Annotated in this window: 16 protein-coding genes; all 16 read right to left on the bottom strand. The window is 71.9% G+C overall.

The genetic code is table 11. From position 1 onward, the window contains the following. Nucleotides 1-27: 27 nt before the first annotated feature. Nucleotides 28-291, bottom strand: a complete 264-nt coding sequence (locus IEX31_RS05330) for a phosphoribosyl-ATP diphosphatase (protein ID WP_188742409.1) — start codon at nt 289-291, stop codon at nt 28-30. Nucleotides 292-300: 9 nt separating this feature from the next. Further along, nucleotides 301-984: a ribulose-phosphate 3-epimerase gene (rpe, locus tag IEX31_RS05325; RefSeq protein WP_188742408.1), complete on the bottom strand. Its 684-nt coding sequence runs from the start codon at nt 982-984 to the stop codon at nt 301-303. Between the two features lie 9 nt (nt 985-993). Continuing rightward, the gene (locus IEX31_RS05320) at nt 994-2,484 is read right to left on the bottom strand and encodes an RsmB/NOP family class I SAM-dependent RNA methyltransferase (protein WP_373285502.1); all 1,491 of its coding nucleotides are present in this window, start codon (nt 2,482-2,484) and stop codon (nt 994-996) included. Continuing rightward, on the bottom strand, nt 2,481-3,407 hold the full coding sequence (gene fmt, locus IEX31_RS05315; protein WP_188742407.1) for a methionyl-tRNA formyltransferase: 927 nt from the start codon (nt 3,405-3,407) through the stop codon (nt 2,481-2,483). Before fmt ends, IEX31_RS05320 begins: the two co-directional genes overlap by 4 nt. 36 nt (nt 3,408-3,443) lie before the next feature. Further along, the gene (locus IEX31_RS05310; protein WP_188742406.1) at nt 3,444-5,399 is read right to left on the bottom strand and encodes a primosomal protein N' family DNA-binding protein; all 1,956 of its coding nucleotides are present in this window, start codon (nt 5,397-5,399) and stop codon (nt 3,444-3,446) included. 1 nt (nt 5,400) lies between these two features. Continuing rightward, nucleotides 5,401-6,594 (bottom strand): methionine adenosyltransferase, encoded by a 1,194-nt coding sequence (metK, locus tag IEX31_RS05305; protein WP_188742405.1) that lies wholly within the window; start codon nt 6,592-6,594, stop codon nt 5,401-5,403. Beyond that, a complete protein-coding gene (coaBC, locus tag IEX31_RS05300) occupies nt 6,591-7,844 on the bottom strand; it encodes a bifunctional phosphopantothenoylcysteine decarboxylase/phosphopantothenate--cysteine ligase CoaBC (RefSeq protein WP_188742404.1) in 1,254 nt (417 codons plus the stop codon). The genes metK and coaBC overlap by 4 nt, the downstream gene beginning before the upstream one ends. 10 nt (nt 7,845-7,854) lie before the next feature. Beyond that, on the bottom strand, nt 7,855-8,112 hold the full coding sequence (rpoZ, locus tag IEX31_RS05295; RefSeq protein ID WP_056732021.1) for a DNA-directed RNA polymerase subunit omega: 258 nt from the start codon (nt 8,110-8,112) through the stop codon (nt 7,855-7,857). A gap of 64 nt (nt 8,113-8,176) precedes the next feature. Beyond that, complete coding sequence (gene gmk, locus IEX31_RS05290) at nt 8,177-9,100, bottom strand: guanylate kinase (protein WP_188742403.1); 924 nt, start codon at nt 9,098-9,100, stop codon at nt 8,177-8,179. Further along, nucleotides 9,093-9,971 carry an orotidine-5'-phosphate decarboxylase gene (gene pyrF, locus IEX31_RS05285; RefSeq protein WP_229662128.1) on the bottom strand — a complete coding sequence of 293 codons (879 nt, stop codon included), beginning with the start codon at nt 9,969-9,971 and terminating at the stop codon, nt 9,093-9,095. The genes gmk and pyrF overlap by 8 nt, the downstream gene beginning before the upstream one ends. Next, nucleotides 9,968-13,255, bottom strand: coding sequence for a carbamoyl-phosphate synthase large subunit (gene carB / locus IEX31_RS05280; protein ID WP_188742402.1), 3,288 nt, complete (start codon nt 13,253-13,255; stop codon nt 9,968-9,970). The genes pyrF and carB overlap by 4 nt, the downstream gene beginning before the upstream one ends. Then, nucleotides 13,255-14,433, bottom strand: coding sequence for a glutamine-hydrolyzing carbamoyl-phosphate synthase small subunit (gene carA, locus IEX31_RS05275; RefSeq protein WP_188742401.1), 1,179 nt, complete (start codon nt 14,431-14,433; stop codon nt 13,255-13,257). The genes carB and carA overlap by 1 nt, the downstream gene beginning before the upstream one ends. Next, nucleotides 14,426-14,977 (bottom strand): PH-like domain-containing protein, encoded by a 552-nt coding sequence (locus tag IEX31_RS05270; RefSeq protein WP_188742400.1) that lies wholly within the window; start codon nt 14,975-14,977, stop codon nt 14,426-14,428. Before IEX31_RS05270 ends, carA begins: the two co-directional genes overlap by 8 nt. Then, complete coding sequence (locus IEX31_RS05265) at nt 14,970-16,313, bottom strand: dihydroorotase (RefSeq protein ID WP_188742399.1); 1,344 nt, start codon at nt 16,311-16,313, stop codon at nt 14,970-14,972. Before IEX31_RS05265 ends, IEX31_RS05270 begins: the two co-directional genes overlap by 8 nt. Next, the gene (locus IEX31_RS05260; protein WP_188742398.1) at nt 16,313-17,263 is read right to left on the bottom strand and encodes an aspartate carbamoyltransferase catalytic subunit; all 951 of its coding nucleotides are present in this window, start codon (nt 17,261-17,263) and stop codon (nt 16,313-16,315) included. The genes IEX31_RS05265 and IEX31_RS05260 overlap by 1 nt, the downstream gene beginning before the upstream one ends. Further along, a complete protein-coding gene (gene pyrR / locus IEX31_RS05255) occupies nt 17,263-17,805 on the bottom strand; it encodes a bifunctional pyr operon transcriptional regulator/uracil phosphoribosyltransferase PyrR (RefSeq protein WP_188742397.1) in 543 nt (180 codons plus the stop codon). Before pyrR ends, IEX31_RS05260 begins: the two co-directional genes overlap by 1 nt. Nucleotides 17,806-17,871: the final 66 nt, after the last annotated feature.

Genomic DNA, 17,871 nt, shown 5'->3' with positions numbered 1-17,871 from the left:
GACGGTCCTGATCGGTCATGTGCGTGATCAGAGATGTCGGTACACGTCGGCGGGCGTGAGCCCCTTCGCGAGCATGAGCACCTGCAGGTGGTAGACGAGCTGCGAGATCTCCTCGGCGGTCTCGTCGTCGCTCTGGTATTCGGCGGCCATCCAGACCTCGGCCGCCTCCTCGACGATCTTCTTGCCGATGGCGTGCACGCCGGCGTCGAGCTGGCGCACGGTGCCGGAACCCTCTGGGCGGGTGCGGGCTTTGCGGCTGAGCTCGACGAAGAGGTCGTCGAAGGTCTTCACCCGTCCAGACTACCGGTGCCCGGAGCCCGGCCTGTGCGTGTGCGCGGAAGCAGCGGCCCGGAGCGCGGCGATGCGGTCGGCCGGCACCTCGCCGTTGAAGACGTGCGACCCCGCCACGAACGTGTCCGCACCGGCCGCGGCGGCGATGCCGATGGTCTCCTCCGTGATGCCGCCGTCGACCTCGAGCCACACGTCGAGCCCGGCCTCGTGGATGACGTCGGCGAGCCGGGCGAGCTTGGGCATCGTCTCGGGAATGAACGCCTGCCCGCCGAACCCGGGTTCGACCGTCATCACGAGCACCTGGTCGAACTCGGGCAGGAGGTCGATGTAGGGCGCATCGTCGGTGCCGGGCTTCAGGGCGATGCCCGCCCGCGCCCCCAGGGCGCGAAGTCGGCGCGCAAGGGCGACCGGCTCGCCGGCCGCCTCGGCGTGGAACGTGACCGATTGCGCGCCCGCCTCGGCGTAGGCGGGACCCCACCGATCGGGGTCGTCGATCATGAGGTGCACGTCGAGCGGGATGGGCGAGACCTCGTGCAGCCGTCGCACCATGTGCAGCCCGAACGTGAGGTTCGGCACGAAGTGGTTGTCCATGACGTCGACGTGCACGAGGTCCGCCGTGTCGATGCGCCCGAGCTCGCGTTCGAGGTTCGCGAAGTCGGCGGCGAGGATGCTCGGGTTGATCCGCGTCGTCATGTCGCCAGCCTACCGAGGTCCTTCGGCGGCCGGGTCCGTGGCCTCGTCGCTGCGACGCACGAGGGCGATGAACATGGCGTCGGTGCCGTGCCGATGCGGCCACAGCTGCACTGTCTCCGGCTCGCCCTCCAGGTCGAGCGGATGCCTCGCCAGCGCCTGGGCCGCCGCCGCCGTGTCGAGCTGCTCGATGCGACCGCGCCAGCGCTCGAGCGCCGCGCCGAGGGTGCCACGAGTCTCGGCGGTGTGCGGCGAGCACGTGACGTACGCGAGGATGCCCCCGGGCGCCAGGGCGCGCACGGCGGCGTCGAACAGCTCGCCCTGCAGCCGCGTGAGCTCCGCGACATCCGACGGGGTCTTGCGCCACCGCGCTTCGGGCCGGCGACGAAGTGCGCCCAGGCCCGTGCACGGGGCGTCGAGGAGGATCCGGTCGAAGCCGTCGGGGGCACCGAGCGCGGCAGGGTCGATCTCGCGACCGTCGCCGACCCGCACCTCGACGGGAAGCGGGACGGCGGCGATCGCGTTCCGCACGAGCTCGGCGCGCGCGGGCGCGAGCTCGTTCGCGGTAAGGCTCGCACCACCCGCGAGCGCCTCGGCCGCGAGCACCGCGGTCTTGCCGCCCGGGCCTGCGCAGAGGTCGAGCCAGCGCTCGCCGGCGCGCACCGGCGCCGCACGGGCGAGCACGAGTGCGGCGAGCTGGGATCCCTCGTCCTGCACGCGGATGCGCCCGTCCGACGACGCGGCCGCGGCAATGGGATCTGCGGCGGTGCCGCCGATCGGCGAGAACCGGTCGGGCTCGAAGCCCTCGATCCCCGCCGGCTCGGCCCCCAGGCCGGGAAGCACGACGAGGTTCACCCGCGGTGCCGCGTTGTCGGCCTCGAGCAGCTCACGGAGCTCGGCGCCTCGCCCTTCGCGCTCGAGCGCCGCGCGGAAGGCGCGTACGACCCAGGCGGGATGGCTCTCGAGCCGGGCGAGGAGCTCGTCGTCGTTCGACGCACCCTCGGCGACGAGCTCGCGCCACGCCTCGGGCGACGTTCGCGAGACGGTGCGCAGCACGGCGTTGGCGAAGCCGGCCGCCTTCGGCGCGACGCGGCGTGCGAGCGCGACCTGCTCGAACACCGCCGCGTGCGTCGGCACGCGCGTGGCCAGGAGCTGGTGCGTGCCGAGGCGCAGCACGTCGAGCACGGCCGGGTCGATCGCGTCGGCCGAGCGACCCGCGGCGAGCTCGATCACGCGGTCGTACAGGCCCTGCATGCGGAGCGTGCCGTAGGTCAGCTCGGTGGCGAACGCGGCGTCCGCCCGGCTGAGTCCGGCGCGCCGGATGCGCACGGGCAGCAGGAGGTTGGCGTACGCCTCGTCGGCGCGCACCGCCTCGAGCACGTCGTAGGCGACGAGGCGGGCCGCCGAGATCCGGTCGGGCGCGCCACGCCGTGCCGGGCGCCCGCCGCGCTGGCCACCGCCCGCGCCCCCACCGACGGGCCGCCGCGATGCGCTGCCACTCACCGCGCCACCACCTGATCACGGCCCGCGCCGCGCCACCAGTCGCCGGCGGGCATGGCCGTGCGGCCTGCGGGCTGCACGCGGCGCAGCTCGAGCGGGTGCGTGCCCGTGCCGACGAGCACGCGGCGACCCGATGCGGCGATCTCGCCCGGCGCGAACGGAGCGGCATCCGAGGCGTCGGCGAGCTCGAGCACCTTCAGGCGCTGGTCGTCGACCGTGGTCCAGGCGCCGGGCTCGGGCGTCACCCCGCGAAACCGGTCGCGCACCCGCGCCGCCGGAAGGCTCCAGTCCAGCCGCGCGTCGTCGATGCCGAGCTTGGGCGCGAACGTCGGCTCGCCCCGCTGCGGCGTCGTGGCGGCCGTGCCGCCGGCGATGGCGTCGACAACCTCGGCGAGGAGGTCGGCACCCGTGACCGCGAGCGCGTCGAGCAGGTCGCCCGCGGTCTCGTCGGGTTCGATGCTGCGGCGCCGTTCGCCGAAGACGTCGCCCGCGTCGAGCTCGGGCACGAGGCGGAACACGGATGCCCCGGTCTCGGCGTCGCCGGCGATCAGCGCGTGCTGCACCGGCGCGGCGCCGCGCCACGCGGGCAGCAGCGAGAAGTGCAGGTTGATCCAGCCGTGCGCGGGCGATGAGAGCAACGGCTCACGCACGAGCCCGCCGTAGGCGACGATGACGCCGAGGTCGGGTCGCAGCGCGCCGATGCGCCCGGTCGCGTCGGCGTCGAGCCGGGCCGCCTCGATCACGTGGATGCCGAGCCGCGCGGCCGCCGACGCCACGGGTGAGGGCGTGAGCACCCGCTTGCGGCCGAGCGGCGCCGCCGGGCGGGTCACCGCGGCGACGACCTCATGGCCGCTCGCGGCGAGACGTTCGAGCGACGGGACGGCGGCGGCCGGCGTACCGGCGAAGACGAGGCGGAGCTTCTGCACACTCCATTGTGGCCGACGGTGGCCGACCGTCGCCGGTCAGGGCACGTCGGGATCGTCGAATCGCAGCCGCAGCATGGGCGGGCGTCGCACCGGGCGTCCGGCGACGGGACGCCGGCGCTCGGTGGCCACGCGGATCATCTCGGCGTGCAGTTCACGCGCGACACGCGTGCCGGACGAGTAGTCGAATCGCACTATTGCGCGCTCGAGGCCCTCGTCGGCCGGGGCCGGACCCAGCACGTCCACGCCGCCGATGGCCCGCACCGCCTCGACCGCACGAGCCACGGCGGCGTGGGCCGCTGTGACACTCGCCACTCGCACGGCAGGAGGGAAGCGCAACATGCGGCGTGCGGCGAGCTCGCCCTCGGCCCACTCGGCCTGCCGCCAACCGCTGAGCGCCGTGGCGAGCGCTCCCGCCACGCCCACGAGGAAGACGGGTGCACCGGGCGCGGCAAGGGCGCTCGCGTTCGACCACCAGCGCAGGCAGTCCTCGGCGACGCGAAGGGATTCGCGCAGGAGCATCCGCGCCCCGTCGAGGAGCAGCACCGCCCGGTATCCGCCGTCGGCGATCGGCTCGGCACCGCGCGTGGCGACGACCAGCGCGGGCTCGGGGCCGGCTCGCAGCACCGGCCGCTCGCCGTCGGAGAGGATCACGCGCGTCCTCGGGAACGCTCGCCCCAATTCCTCGGCCGTGCGGCTCGCGCCGACCGTGACGGCTCGGAGCTTCGTGCCGTCGCACACGGGGCACTTCCAACCGCTCGCGCTGGTGCCGCACAGGACGCACCTGGCCGTGCCGCCCTCACGGGGCACGGCGAGGCCGCCCCCGCATGCGGCGCACCGTGCGGGCTCGCGGCACCGGTCGCACGCGAGGAGCGGCGCGTTGCCCGGCCGGGCGACCTGTACGAGCACCGGACCCTCGCGCAGCGCCTCCTGCGCCTGCCGCCAGGCGACCGTGGGGATACGCGCCGAGCCGGGCTCCGGATTTGCCTGCTGCTCGGTCGGGATGACCCTGGGGCGCACGTGCTTCAACGGCGCGACTTCGTGCACCCAGCCGATCTCGACGAGCCGCTGCACATCGACGCTTCTCGTGTGCGCGACCAGGAGCAGCGCCGCACCCGACTGCTCCTGCCGGATGAGCGCCGCGTCGCGGGCGTGCACCCCCGGGGCGAGCGGCTCGGCGAGGAGCGGATCGCCGTCGTCCCAGATCGCGATGAGGCCCAGCCGTGCGGCCGGCGAGTACACGGTCGAACGATTGCCCACGATGATGCGGGCGTCGGGACCAGTCGCGTCGAGGAATGCGCGATAGCGGTCGCCGCCCGACTGCCTGGCATCGGTGCGCAGCACGCGACGCCGGTCGACGGATGCCGCGAGCGCCGCTTCGAGCTGCTGCTGGTCTCGGTAGTCGGGCACGACGAGCAGCGCCGAGCGGTCGGCGGCCAGGGCGTGTGCGGCCGCCTGGGCGAGGGTGGCCGCCCAGGCGGCGACCCATTCGCCGGTCGGGAGGCGCACCGGCCGGGGATCGGCGGCCACGGTCATCCGCTCGCCGTCGGCGATGCCCGCCTCGAGACGGCCCGCTTCGGCGCCCGGGATCGGAGGCAGGTCGGCCGGGAGCGGGCCCGGGTCGGGGTCGGCCGCGAGCCACGATCGTTCCACGCGGACATAGCGGCTCGGGATGGCCAGGCGCAGGATGTCGCTCGCGTTGCCGGCGGCCCGATCCGCCGCAGCCCGGGCGAGCTCCCACACCTCGGGACGCAGGAGGGCCACGTCGGAGACGACGTCCTCGAGCTCGCTCAGCTCGCCGCGGTACTCGCTCGTGTCGGCGAGCTCGACGATCCACCCGTCGGCGATGCGGCCGCCCGTGCGGAGCGGCACCTTCACGCGCACGCCCGCCTTCGCGGCGTCGGCGAGCCGCGTCGGCACCGCGTAGTCGAACAGCTGGTCGAGTTGCGGAAGCGGGGAGTCGATGAGCACCCTGGCGACGGCGCCGCCCGGCATCTCAGAGTCCGGCGGCGGTGCGCAGGTCGTCGACGCGGTCGAGCCGCTCCCACGTGAAGTCGGGCAGCTCGCGCCCGAAGTGGCCGTACGCCGCGGTCTGCGCGTAGATGGGCCGCAGCAGGTCGAGGTCGCGGATGATGGCGGCGGGCCGGAGGTCGAACACCTCGCGGATCGAGGCGATGATGCGCTCGTCGGGCACGTGCGCCGTGCCGAAGGACTCGACGTACAGTCCCACGGGGGCTGCCTTGCCGATCGCGTACGCGACCTGCAGTTCCAGCCGGTCGGCGAGGCCCGCGGCGACGGCGTTCTTCGCCACCCAGCGCATGGCATACGCCGCCGAGCGGTCGACCTTCGACGGGTCCTTGCCGCTGAACGCCCCGCCGCCGTGCCGGCTCGCGCCGCCATAGGTGTCGATGATGATCTTACGGCCGGTGAGCCCGGCGTCGCCGTGCGGGCCACCGATCTCGAAGCGACCGGTGGGGTTGATGAGCACGGCCAGGTCGGGCCGCGAGAGCTCGACGGTGTCGAGCAGGGGCCGGATGACGAGCTCCTCGACCTCGGCTCGCAACTGCTCGGTGGAGACGGCGGGCGAGTGCTGGGTGGAGAGCACGACGGTCTCGATCGTGCGCGGCACCTGGCCCTCGTAGCCGATGGTCACCTGGGTCTTGCCGTCGGGCCGCAGGTACTCGAGTTCGCCCTGCTTGCGCACCTCGGACAACCGCTCGGCGAGACGGTGCGCGATCCAGATCGGCACGGGCATGAGTTCTGGCGTCTCGCGGGTCGCGTATCCGAACATGATGCCCTGGTCGCCGGCGCCCTGCAGGTCCAGCGCGTCCACGCTCGCGCGCTCGCGTGCCTCGAACGCATGGTCGACGCCCTGCGCGATGTCGGGCGACTGCGCGCCGATCGAGATGGAGACGCCGCAGGAGCGCCCGTCGAACCACACGTCGGACGACGTGTATCCGATCGAGGTGACCCGGTCGCGCACGATGGCCGGGATCTCCACGTAACCCGAGGTGGTCACCTCCCCCGCCACGTGCACGAGGCCCGTCGTCACGAGCGTCTCGACCGCGACGCGGCTGCGCGGGTCCACCGTGAGCAGGGCGTCGAGAATGGAATCCGAGATCTGGTCGCAGATCTTGTCGGGGTGTCCCTCGGTCACGGACTCGGACGTGAAGAGGCGGAGTGCGCTCATGTGGGCTCGTGTTCCTTCGTCGGGTCGGCGGTGGCGGCCGCGGTCGCCAGTTCCAAGACAACCACGTCGAGGATGTCGTCGGCCACCGACCGCTTCGTTCCGTGTGCTCGTGTGACGATCTCGCCACTGCGTCCGATGACGACCACGCGGTTCTCGTCTGTCGCGAAACCCTCGGTCCAGCCGACGCGGTTGACCACCAGGAGGTCGGCGCCCTTGGCTTCGCGCTTTGCGCGCCCGAGGTCGAGCAGTCGCTCGTCGTCGGGCTCGGTCTCGGCCGCAAAGCCCACGAGCAGCATGCCGTCGTGGGGTGCGTGTCCGAGGCCCGCGAGGACGTCGGGGTTGCGCACGAGTTCGAGCGTGAGTCCGGAGTCGCTCGCGTCCTTCTTGATCTTCGTCTCGCTGACGCCGGCCGCCCGGTAGTCGGCCACCGCCGCCGCCATCACGACGACGTCGGCGCCCTGCGCGGCATCCGTCACCGCCTGCTGCAGTTCGAGCGCGGTCGAGACGCGGCGGATCTCGCAACCGACCGGCTCTGGGATCTCGAGGTTCGCGGCGATGAGCGTGACCTCGGCGCCGCGGGCGCGCGCGGCGTCGGCGATGGCGACGCCCTGCCTGCCGCTCGAGCGGTTGCCGAGGAAGCGCACCGGATCGAGCGGCTCGCGTGTGCCGCCCGCGGTCACCACCACGTGCACGCCGGCAAGGTCGTGCCGGCCGGATGCCTCGACGCGTCGCAGCGCGGCCGCGACGATGGCCTCGGGCTCCTCCATGCGACCGGGGCCGCTGTCGGCGCCCGTGAGCTGGCCGACGGCCGGGCCGACGATCGTGACGCCGCGTGCGAGAAGGGTGGCGATGTTGGCCTGCGTGGCCGGATGCCGCCACATCTCGGTGTGCATCGCGGGCGCGATGACGACGGGCGCCTCGCTCGCGAGCACGGTGTTGCCGAGCAGGTCGTCGGCCAGCCCGGTCGCGAGCTTCGCGATGGTGTTCGCCGTCGCAGGTGCGATCACGATGAGGTCGGCGGCCTGGCCGAGCGCCACGTGCCGCACCTCGGCGACGCCCTCGTAGAGGTCGACGTGCAGCGGGTTGCGCGAGATCGCCTCGAGCGTGGGGCGGCCGACGAACCGCAGCGCACCCTCGGTGGGCACGACATGGACGTCATGCCCCTCGAGTACGAGGGCGCGGACGACGCCGACGGCCTTGTACGCCGCGATGCCGCCAGTGATGCCGACGACGATGTTGAGCGGCGACATCCGTGCGTGCTCAGTCGCCGATGGGGCGGAGGCGGAGCTTGTCCTCGTTGATCTCGTGCAGTGCGACCGAGAGGGGCTTGTCGTCGATCGACGAGTCCACGAGCGGGCCGACGTTGTCGAACAGGCTGCCCTCGTGGAGGTCGGCGTAGTAGTCGTTGATCTGGCGGGCGCGCTTGGACGCGAAGATGACGAGCTGGTACTTCGAGTCGACCTTGGAGAGCAGGTCGTCGATGGGCGGATCGATGATGCCGGACAGCTTCTCAGCCATGGACTGACTCCTTAGAACGAATGACGAGCGCACCTCGTGCGCGCAAGCTCTGGGCCCGGGCAGCTCAGCGCCGACCCTTTCGGGGCCTCATCAAGTCTACGACCTCTTGCGCGGCCTTGCCGACGTCGACGTTCACGACCTGATGGTCGAACTCCTCGACGGCCGCGAGCTCGACCTTGGCCGTCTCGAGCCGGCGCTGCTGCTCGGCGGGACTCTCGGTGCCGCGGCCGACGAGGCGGCGCACGAGTTCCTCCCAGCTCGGCGGCAGCAGGAACACGAGCGTCGCCTCGGGCATCGCGCGGCGCACCGACCGTGCGCCTTGGATGTCGATCTCGAGCAGCACGCTCGTGCCCGCGGCGATCGCCTCCTCGACCGGACGGCGTGGCGTGCCGTACCGGAAGGCGTTGTGCACCGTCGCCCACTCGAGGAGCTCGCCCGCCTCGATCATGCGGTCGAACTCGGCGTCGCTGACGAAGAGGTAGTGCTCGCCCTCGACCTCGCCCGGCCGTGGCGGACGAGTGGTCGCCGACACCGACAGTCGCACGTCGGGGTGGTGCCGGCGGATGTAGGCAGCCACCGTGCCCTTGCCGACCGCCGTGGGGCCCGCGAGCACGACCAGCCGGTCGCCCGTGCCGCCGTGCGCGGCCACCCAGCCGGCGACGAACTCCCGCAGCCGGCGACGTTGGATGCGGCCGAGGCCGCCCAGTCGCTTGGACGTCGAGATCTCGAGGTCGCCCAGGATGCGGGCAGTCTTCGTCGCCCCGATCGCGGGGATCGACGTGAGGAACTCCGTGACGCGCAGGCGTCCCTCGACGCCCTCCGGCGCCTCGTACGCCACGCGCAGCACGTCGAGCGGGCTGCGCGAGCCGTCGGCGACGGCGGCCTTCACCACGGCGCGGGCGCGTCGTGCCGCCACGGCGGCTCGGGATGCGGCGACGCGGTCCACCTCGGGTGGTGCGGCGGTCGTCTTCGTCCTGGTCTCAGCCAATTGCGGCTCCGTACTGGTCGATGCGACGCGCGATGGCGTCGGCGATGCCCTCGGGCCCGGCGCCGAGCAGTGATCGCGACTCGCTCGCGATGACCCCTGACGCGTAGGAGCCGAACCTGAGGCGGAGGTCGCCGGGTTCGGCGCCCTGGTGTCCGAACCCGGGCGCGAGCACCGGCAGCCCGGGCCGCGGCGGCTCGGCGTCGGTGTCGATGCCGGCGAGCCGGAGGTCGACGGTCGCGCCGAACACGACGCCCATCGAGCCGAGGTCGCCGCCCGCGGCATCCGCCCGCCGCTCGTTCCAGCCGATCACGCCGTGCGTGATGGCCTGCGCGACCGTCGAGCCGGCCCGGCTCGACTGCTGCAGCACGGCGCGCTGGATCGCGGCGGCCTCGGGGTTCGACGTGGCGGCGAGCACGAAGAGCCCCTTGCCCGCGGCGTCGGCCGACCGCGACACCTGCTCGATCGAGCCGAGCCCCTGGTAGGCGCTGATCGTCATGGCGTCGGCCTCGAGGGAGGACCCGGGCGTGAGCCACGCCTCACCGTAGGCGGCCACGCTCGATCCGATGTCGCCGCGCTTGACGTCGGCGATCACGAGTAGGCCGGCGTCGCGCGCCTCGCGGAGGAGCCGTTCGAGTGCCGCGTAGCCCGCCGCGCCGTGCCGCTCGAAGAACGCCACCTGCGGCTTCAGGATGCCGACGCGGCCCGCCGCTGCCTCGATGACCCGCAGGCCGAACTCGCGGACGCCCTCCGCGGAGTCGGGCTGGCCCCACACGTCGAGGAGCGAGGCGTGCGGGTCGAGTCCCACGCAGAGGCGGCCGTGGGCGTCGAACGCCGCCGCGAGCCGCTCGCCGAATGGCGTCACGCCGTTCACGCCGACATCTCCCGGCGCGTGGCGTACTCCTGCAGGCTCGTCACGTCGAAGCCCCCGCTCACCGCATCGAGCGACGCGACGGCGGCCGAGAGCTCGGCGATGGTGGTGAACAGCGGGATGTCGGACGCGACCGCGGCGGCACGGATCTCGTAGCCGTCGGCGCGCGCCGAACGTCCGCTCGGGGTGTTCACGACGACGTCGACCTCGCCCCGGTTGATGAGCTCGACGACGGATGCCTGGTCCGGGGACGGACCCTCGCTGAACTTGCGCACGACGCGCGCCGTGATCCCGTGGCGGTGCAGGACCTCGGCGGTGCCCTCCGTCGCGGCGATCTCGTATCCGAGCTGCTGCATCCGCAGCACCGGGAACACGATCGCCCGCTTGTCGCGGTCGGAGACCGACACGAACACCGTGCCCGAAAGCGGCATGCCGCCGTACGCGGCGAGCTGGCTCTTCGCGAACGCGGTCGGGAAGTCCTTGTCGATGCCCATGACCTCGCCCGTCGAGCGCATCTCGGGGCCGAGCACCGAGTCGACCGTGATGCCCTCGCGCGTGCGGAAGCGGTGGAACGGCAGCACGGCCTCCTTCACGGCGACCGGCGCATCGAGTGGCACCCGCGAACCGTCGGACGCCGGGAGCATGCCCTCCTCGATGAGCTCTGCGATCGTCGCGCCCACCATGATGCGCGACGCGGCTTTGGCGAGCGGGATGCCGAGCGCCTTCGAGACGAACGGCACCGTGCGGCTCGCGCGCGGGTTGGCCTCGAGCACGTAGAGCACGCCGGCGCCGATCGCGAACTGCACGTTGAGCAGGCCCCGCACGCCGATGCCCTCGGCGATGGCGCGCGTCGCCTCGCGCACCCGGTCGACCTCGGCCCGGCCGAGCGTCACGGGCGGCAGGGTGCAGCTCGAGTCGCCCGAGTGGATGCCGGCCTCCTCGATGTGCTCCATGACCCCGCCGATGTAGAGTTCGGTGCCGTCGAACAGCGCATCGACGTCGATCTCGATCGCGTCGTCGAGGAAGCGGTCGACGAGCAGCGGATGACTCGGGCCCACGATGCCCTGGCCCTCGATGCGGAGGAAGTAGTCGGCGAGCGAGGCGGAGTCGTACACGATCTCCATGCCGCGTCCGCCGAGCACGTAGCTCGGGCGCACGAGCACGGGATAGCCGATGCCCTCCGCGACGTGCACGGCGCCCGCGACCTCGATGGCCGTGCCGTTCTGCGGCGAAACGAGGCCGGCGCGGTCGAGGATCTCGCTGAAGAGGCCGCGCTCCTCGGCGAGGTCGATCGCGTCGGGGCTCGTGCCGAGGATCGGGATGCCCGCCGCCTCGAGCCCCTTCGCAAGCCCGAGTGCGGTCTGGCCGCCGAGTTGCACCACGACGCCGACGAGCTCACCTGACTGCGACTCGGCGTGGATGACCTCGAGCACGTCCTCGAGCGTGAGCGGCTCGAAGTACAGCCGGTCGCTCGTGTCGTAGTCGGTGGAGACCGTCTCGGGGTTGCAGTTGATCATGATCGTCTCGAAGCCCGCGTCCGACAGTGCGAACGACGCGTGCACGCACGAGTAGTCGAACTCGACGCCCTGGCCGATGCGGTTCGGGCCGGAGCCGAGGATGACGACCTTGCGCCGGTCGCTCGGCTCCACCTCGGTCTCGAGGTCGTAGCTCGAGTAGTGGTACGGCGTGAGCGCCGGGAACTCCCCCGCGCACGTGTCGACCGTCTTGTACACCGGCCGGATGCCGAGGATGTGGCGCACCTCACGGGCGTCGGCCTCGCCGAAGCCGCGGAGCTGGCCGATCTGCGCGTCGGAGAACCCGTGGTTCTTGGCGAGCATGATGAGCTCGGTGTCGAGCGCGTCGGCGTTCGCGACGGTCTCGGCGACCTCGTTGATGAGCACGATCTGGTCGAGGAACCACGGGTCGATCTTGGTGGCCTCGGACAGCTGCTCGACGGTCGCGCCCTTGCGGAGCGCCTGCTGCACGAACACGATGCGGCCGTCGGTGGGCACGCGGGATGCCTCGACGAGCTCCTCGGCGCTGCGCTCCTCCGCGCCCCAGTGGAACGACGAGCCGCGCTTCTCGAGCGAGCGCAGCGCCTTCTGCAGCGCGGTCGCATAGTTGCGGCCGATGGACATGGCCTCGCCGACCGACTTCATGGTCGTGGTGAGCGTCGGATCGGCGGCGGGGAACTTCTCGAACGCGAACCGCGGCACCTTCACGACCACGTAGTCGAGCGTCGGCTCGAAGCTCGCAGGGGTCACCCGCGTGATGTCGTTGGGGATCTCATCGAGGCGGTACCCGATGGCGAGCTTCGCCGCGATCTTCGCGATCGGGAAGCCGGTGGCCTTCGACGCGAGCGCCGACGAGCGCGAGACACGTGGGTTCATCTCGATGACGATGATCCGGCCCGTCTCGGGGTTCACGCCGAACTGGATGTTGCAGCCGCCCGTGTCGACGCCGACGGCCCGGATGATGTCGATGCCGATGTCGCGCAGCCGCTGGTACTCGCGGTCGGTGAGCGTCAGCGCAGGCGCCACCGTGATCGAGTCGCCGGTGTGCACGCCGACCGGATCGACGTTCTCGATCGAGCACACGACCACCGTGTTGTCGGCGGTGTCGCGCATGAGCTCGAGCTCGTACTCCTTCCAACCGAGGATCGACTCCTCGAGGAGCACCTCGGTGGTGGGTGAGTTCTGGAGGCCCTGCGTGACGATGCGCACGAGGTCCTCCCCGGTGTACGCGAAGCCCGAGCCGAGGCCGCCCATGGTGAACGAGGGGCGCACGACGAGCGGGTAGCCGAGGTCCTCGGCGAACGCCTTCGCCTCGTCGAGCGTCTTCGCGACGTGCGAGCGGGCGACCTCCGCCCCCGCCTCGACGACGAGGTCCTTGAAGAGCTGCCGGTCCTCACCCTTGCGGATCGCCTCGACCTTGGCGCCGATGAGCTCCACGCCGTGCTCGGCCAGGATGCCCGCGTCATGCAGCGCGATCGCGGCGTTCAGGGCGGTCTGGCCGCCGAGGGTCGGCAGCAACGCGTCGGGACGCTCCTTGATGATGATGGACTCGATGATCTCGGGCGTGATGGGCTCGACGTACGTCGCGTCCGCGAAGCCCGGGTCGGTCATGATCGTCGCGGGGTTCGGGTTCACCAGGATGACGCGCACGCCCTCCTCGCGGAGCACCCGGCATGCCTGCGTGCCCGAGTAGTCGAACTCGGCGGCCTGGCCGATCACGATCGGGCCGGAGCCGATGACGAGGACGCTCGTGATGTCGTCGCGCTTGGGCATCAGGCGTCGTCTCCCTCGGTGGTCGCGTGTTCCGAACGGTTCGCGATGACCATCTCCCGGAAGCGGTCGAACAGGTAGTTGGCGTCGTGCGGGCCCGCGGCCGACTCGGGGTGGTACTGCACCGAGAACGCCGGGATGTCGAGGCAGTTGAGGCCCTCGACGACGTCGTCGTTGAGGTCGTAGTGGCTCACCTCGACTCGGCCGAAGCCCTCGCTCGACTCGCTCACGCGGTCGATGGGCGCATCCACAGCGAAGCCGTGGTTGTGCGCCGTGATCTCGACTCGGCCCGTGGCGCGGTCGAGCACGGGCTGGTTGATGCCGCGGTGGCCGAACGGCAGCTTGTAGGTGCCGAAGCCCAGCGCGCGGCCGAGCAGCTGGTTGCCGAAGCAGATGCCGAAGTACGGCAGACCCTCACGGAGCGTGGTGCGCAGCAGGTCGACATGCCGGTCGGATGCCGCGGGGTCGCCCGGTCCGTTCGAGAAGAACAGGGCGTCGGGGGCCGACTCGAGCACCTCCTCGGCCGTGATCGTCTGCGGCACGACGTGCACGTCGAAGCCGCGTTCGGCGAGGTACCGGAGTGTCGAGGTCTTCACCCCGAGGTCGAGCACGGCGACCGATCCAATGCGCTCGCCCTCGGCAGGGAGCGTGTAGGAGTCGGCCGTGGACACGGTGCCCGAGAGGTTCAGCCCCTCCATCTCGGCGCCGCCGAGCACGAGCTCGAGCTGTTCGCCGTGCGTGAGCGAGGCCGCGTCACCGGAGAAGACGCCGGCACGCATCGCGCCCGCAGAGCGGATGTGCCGCGTAATCGCGCGCGTGTCGACGCCGCAGATGCCGACGATGCCGGCCTCCTCGAGGTCGTCCTCGAGGCTCCGCAGGGAGCGGAAGTTCGACACTACGCGGGAGGGGTCGCGCACCACGAAGCCCGCCACCCAGATGCGGGAGGACTCCATGTCCTCGTCGTTCATGCCGGTGTTGCCGATGTGCGGCGCGGTCATCATGACGATCTGGCCGGCGTACGACGGATCGGTGAGGGTCTCCTGGTAGCCCGTCATGCCCGTCGCGAACACCAACTCGCCGAGGGTGCGCCCGCGAGCACCGTACGCGCGCCCCTCGTAGCGGCGACCGTCCTCGAGCACGAGCACCGCGGGGTCGTGGGTGCGGGTCAGGGTCTCAGTCATCCGAGGCCTCGCTCTCCGGTTCCGGCCGCGGCGCCATGGGCGCGGCGGCGATGTCTCCGACGGCCGCGATGATGCGTGCCGAGTCGCCCGGGTACCGGGCCCTGAAGTAGCTGTCGACGTGCGGGGCGACCAGTTCTGGATCGTGCACCTGCACGATCCAGGTGATCGCGATGAGGCCCTCGGGCTCGACGCCGCGGTCGATCACGTAGGTCGCCGGGCCGGCCGCGACGATGCGGTCGGCCGGCACGAAGATCACCGGCTCCCCCGCGATCCGGATCACGACGCCCTCGGGCAGCACCTCGAGGTGGGCGGCGCCGCGGAACGCGAGCCCCTGCACGGCGAGCCGTTCGAGCGGCCGGCCGACGGGCGTCGTGGCGACGTAGAGCACCTCGGTCTCGACGAGGGGGTCTCCGCGCTGCGCGGGCGGCAGAAACGCCGACATGGACTCGTCTCGCACCGTGCGGCGCTGCCACGACCGCCACATGAGCCACGCCGCGACCCCGACGATGACGACGGCGACGACGGCCCCGATCCACTTATCCACGCTCGACCCCCCAGGCTGCGGCCGCGTTGCGGGCGACCTCCTCGTGCGGGCGCACGGCGCCGTCGAGGAAGGTCGCGTACCCGCCGTGGAAGGTCGCGACGACGCGCCCCGGCAGGCGGCGGCCGAGGTATGGCGAATTGGCGCTGCGACCCGCGAGCCGGCGGAGGTCGAACTCGGATGCCGCAGCGGGGTCGTACAGGGTCAGGCCGGGTGCGGCGCCGACGGCGATCGCCTCGCCGTGGCCGTGCAGCCGACCGATGCGTGCCGGCGCGTCCGACATCACGCGCGCGACATCCGCCCAGTCCATGAGCCCGGTCTCGACGACCGCCGCGTGCACGACCGAGAGAGCGGACTCGAGGCCGACCATGCCGTTCGCGGCGGCCTGCCACTCGCTCTCCTTGGCCTCGACCGGGTGGGGCGCGTGGTCGGTCGCGACGATGTCGATCGTGCCGTCGGCGAGCGCGGTTCGCAGCGCCTCGACGTCCTCGGCGCGGCGCAGCGGCGGGTTCACCTTGAAGCGCGGGTCGTAGCTCGTCGCGAGGTCCTCAGTGAGGAGGAGGTGGTGCGGCGTCACCTCGGCGGTGACATCGATGCCGCGGGCCTTCGCCCAGCGGATCACCTCCACCGAGCCGGCGGTGGACACGTGGCAGACGTGCAGGCGGCTGCCGACGTGCTCGGTGAGGAGTACGTCGCGGGCGATGATCGATTCCTCGGCGACGGCGGGCCAGCCGGCGAGGCCGAGCTCGCCCGAAAGGGCCCCCTCGTTCATCTGGGCACCCTCGGTGAGGCGTGGCTCCTGTGCATGCTGCGCGATGACGCCGTCGAACGCCTTCACGTATTCGAGGGCGCGGCGCATGAGCAGCGGGTCGGACACGCAGAAGCCGTCGTCGGAGAAGACCCTCACGTTCGCCCGCGAGCGGGCCATCGCGCCGAGTTCGGCGAGTTGTTCGCCCTTCAGGCCGACGGTGACGGCACCGATCGGTTGCACGGTCGCGTAGCCCGCGGCACGTCCGAGCGACATCTCCTGTTCGACGACGCCCGCGGTGTCGGCGACGGGGAAGGTGTTCGCCATGGCGAACACGGCCGTGAACCCGCCTGCCGCCGCGGCCTGCGTGCCGGTGAGCACGGTCTCGCTCTGCTCGTAGCCGGGCTCGCGGAGATGCGTGTGCAGGTCGACGAGGCCTGGGAGCGCGATGAGGCCGTCGGCGTCGACGACCGTGGCGCCCGCGGCATCCGCGACCGAACCCATCTCTGCGATCGTGCCTTCCGCGAGGAGGAGGTCGGCGCGCTCGCCGGAGGGCAGCGTGGCGCCGGTGATGAGAATGCGCTCCGGCATCAGGCTTCACCCCGTTCGCCCGACAGCAGCAGATAGAGGGCGGCCATTCTCACTGATACTCCGTTCGCGACCTGCTCGCGCACCGTGGACTGCGGCGAGTCGGCGGCGCGGGCGGCGATCTCCAACCCGCGGTTCATGGGTCCGGGGTGCATGACCATCGTAGTCGGGGGCAACCGATCGAACCGGGCGTCGTCGAGACCCCATGTCCGCGCGTACTCGCGGCTGTTGGGGAAGAATGCGGCGTGCATGCGCTCCGCCTGGATGCGGAGCATCATGACCACGTCGGGCCGGGCTGCGAGCGCATCGTCGAGGTCGTACCCGACGCGCGCCGGCCACGCGGTCATGTCGACCGGCACGAGCGTGGGCGGCGCGACGAGCTCGACCTCGGCACCGAGTGTCGTGAGGAGCCACACGTTCGAGCGCGCAACACGGGAATGCAGGATGTCGCCGACGATCAGGACGCGGACACCGTCGAGTCCGCGACCGCGGGAGGCTGCGCCGTGCAGGCGGCTGCGGATCGTGAACGCGTCGAGGAGCGCCTGCGTCGGGTGCTCATGCGTGCCGTCGCCCGCGTTCACCACGCCGGCGTCGATCCAGCCGCTCGTCGCGAGCGTGTGCGGGGCGCCGGAAGCGTGGTGGCGGATCACGACACCGTCGGCGCCCATCGCCTGCAGCGTCTGCGCCGTGTCCTTCAGGCTCTCGCCCTTGGAGACGCTCGACCCTTTCGCGCTGAAGTTGATGACGTCGGCCGAGAGGCGCTTGGCGGCGGCCTCGAATGAGATGCGGGTGCGGGTCGAGTCCTCGAAGAACAGGTTGACGACCGTCTTGCCCCGGAGCGTCGGGAGCTTCTTGACCTCGCGCTCCTGCACGGCCGCCATGTCCTCGGCGACATCGAGGAGTGCGATCGCCGCCTCGCGGTCGAGTTCACGGGTGCTGAGAAGGTGGCGCATCAGCCCTCGCCCCCTCCGATCGTGACGGAGTCGTCGCCGTCGATCTCGGCGAGGCGCACGTTGATGCGCTCGCGGGTGGAGCTCGGCAGGTTCTTGCCGACGAAGTCGGCACGGATCGGGAACTCGCGATGGCCACGGTCGACGAGCACGGCGAGGCGCACGGCGCGAGCCCGACCGAGGTCGGCGAGCGCGTCGAAGGCGGCGCGGATGGTGCGGCCCGAGTAGAGCACGTCGTCGACGAGCACCACGGTCTTCCCATCGATGCCGCCGGGCGGCACCTCAGTGGGCGCGGGCGTGCGAGTGCGCGTGCGGCCGAGGTCGTCGCGGTACATCGTGACGTCGAGCGAGCCAGCGAGGGCGGGCGGGGCATCGGGTTCGATGCGCGCGAGGGTCTCGGCGATGCGGCGCGCGAGCGCGACGCCCCGGGTCGGGATGCCGAGGAGCACGAGATCCGAGCTGCCTCGATTGGACTCGAGGATCTCGTGCGAGATGCGGGTCAGCGCCCGCGTGATGTCAGCCTGGTTGAGCACGGCACGTGCCACGGACCGACTCCCTTCTCCGCCTCACGGGACGGCCTTAAAGGTTGTCAACTCCGACGAGTCTACCGT

Origin of the sequence: Agromyces bauzanensis (assembly GCF_014645655.1) — a bacterium.
GTDB lineage: Bacteria > Actinomycetota > Actinomycetes > Actinomycetales > Microbacteriaceae > Agromyces > Agromyces bauzanensis.
Note: the sequence above shows the minus strand (reverse complement) of the source record. Positions and strands in the feature narration are given on the sequence as shown.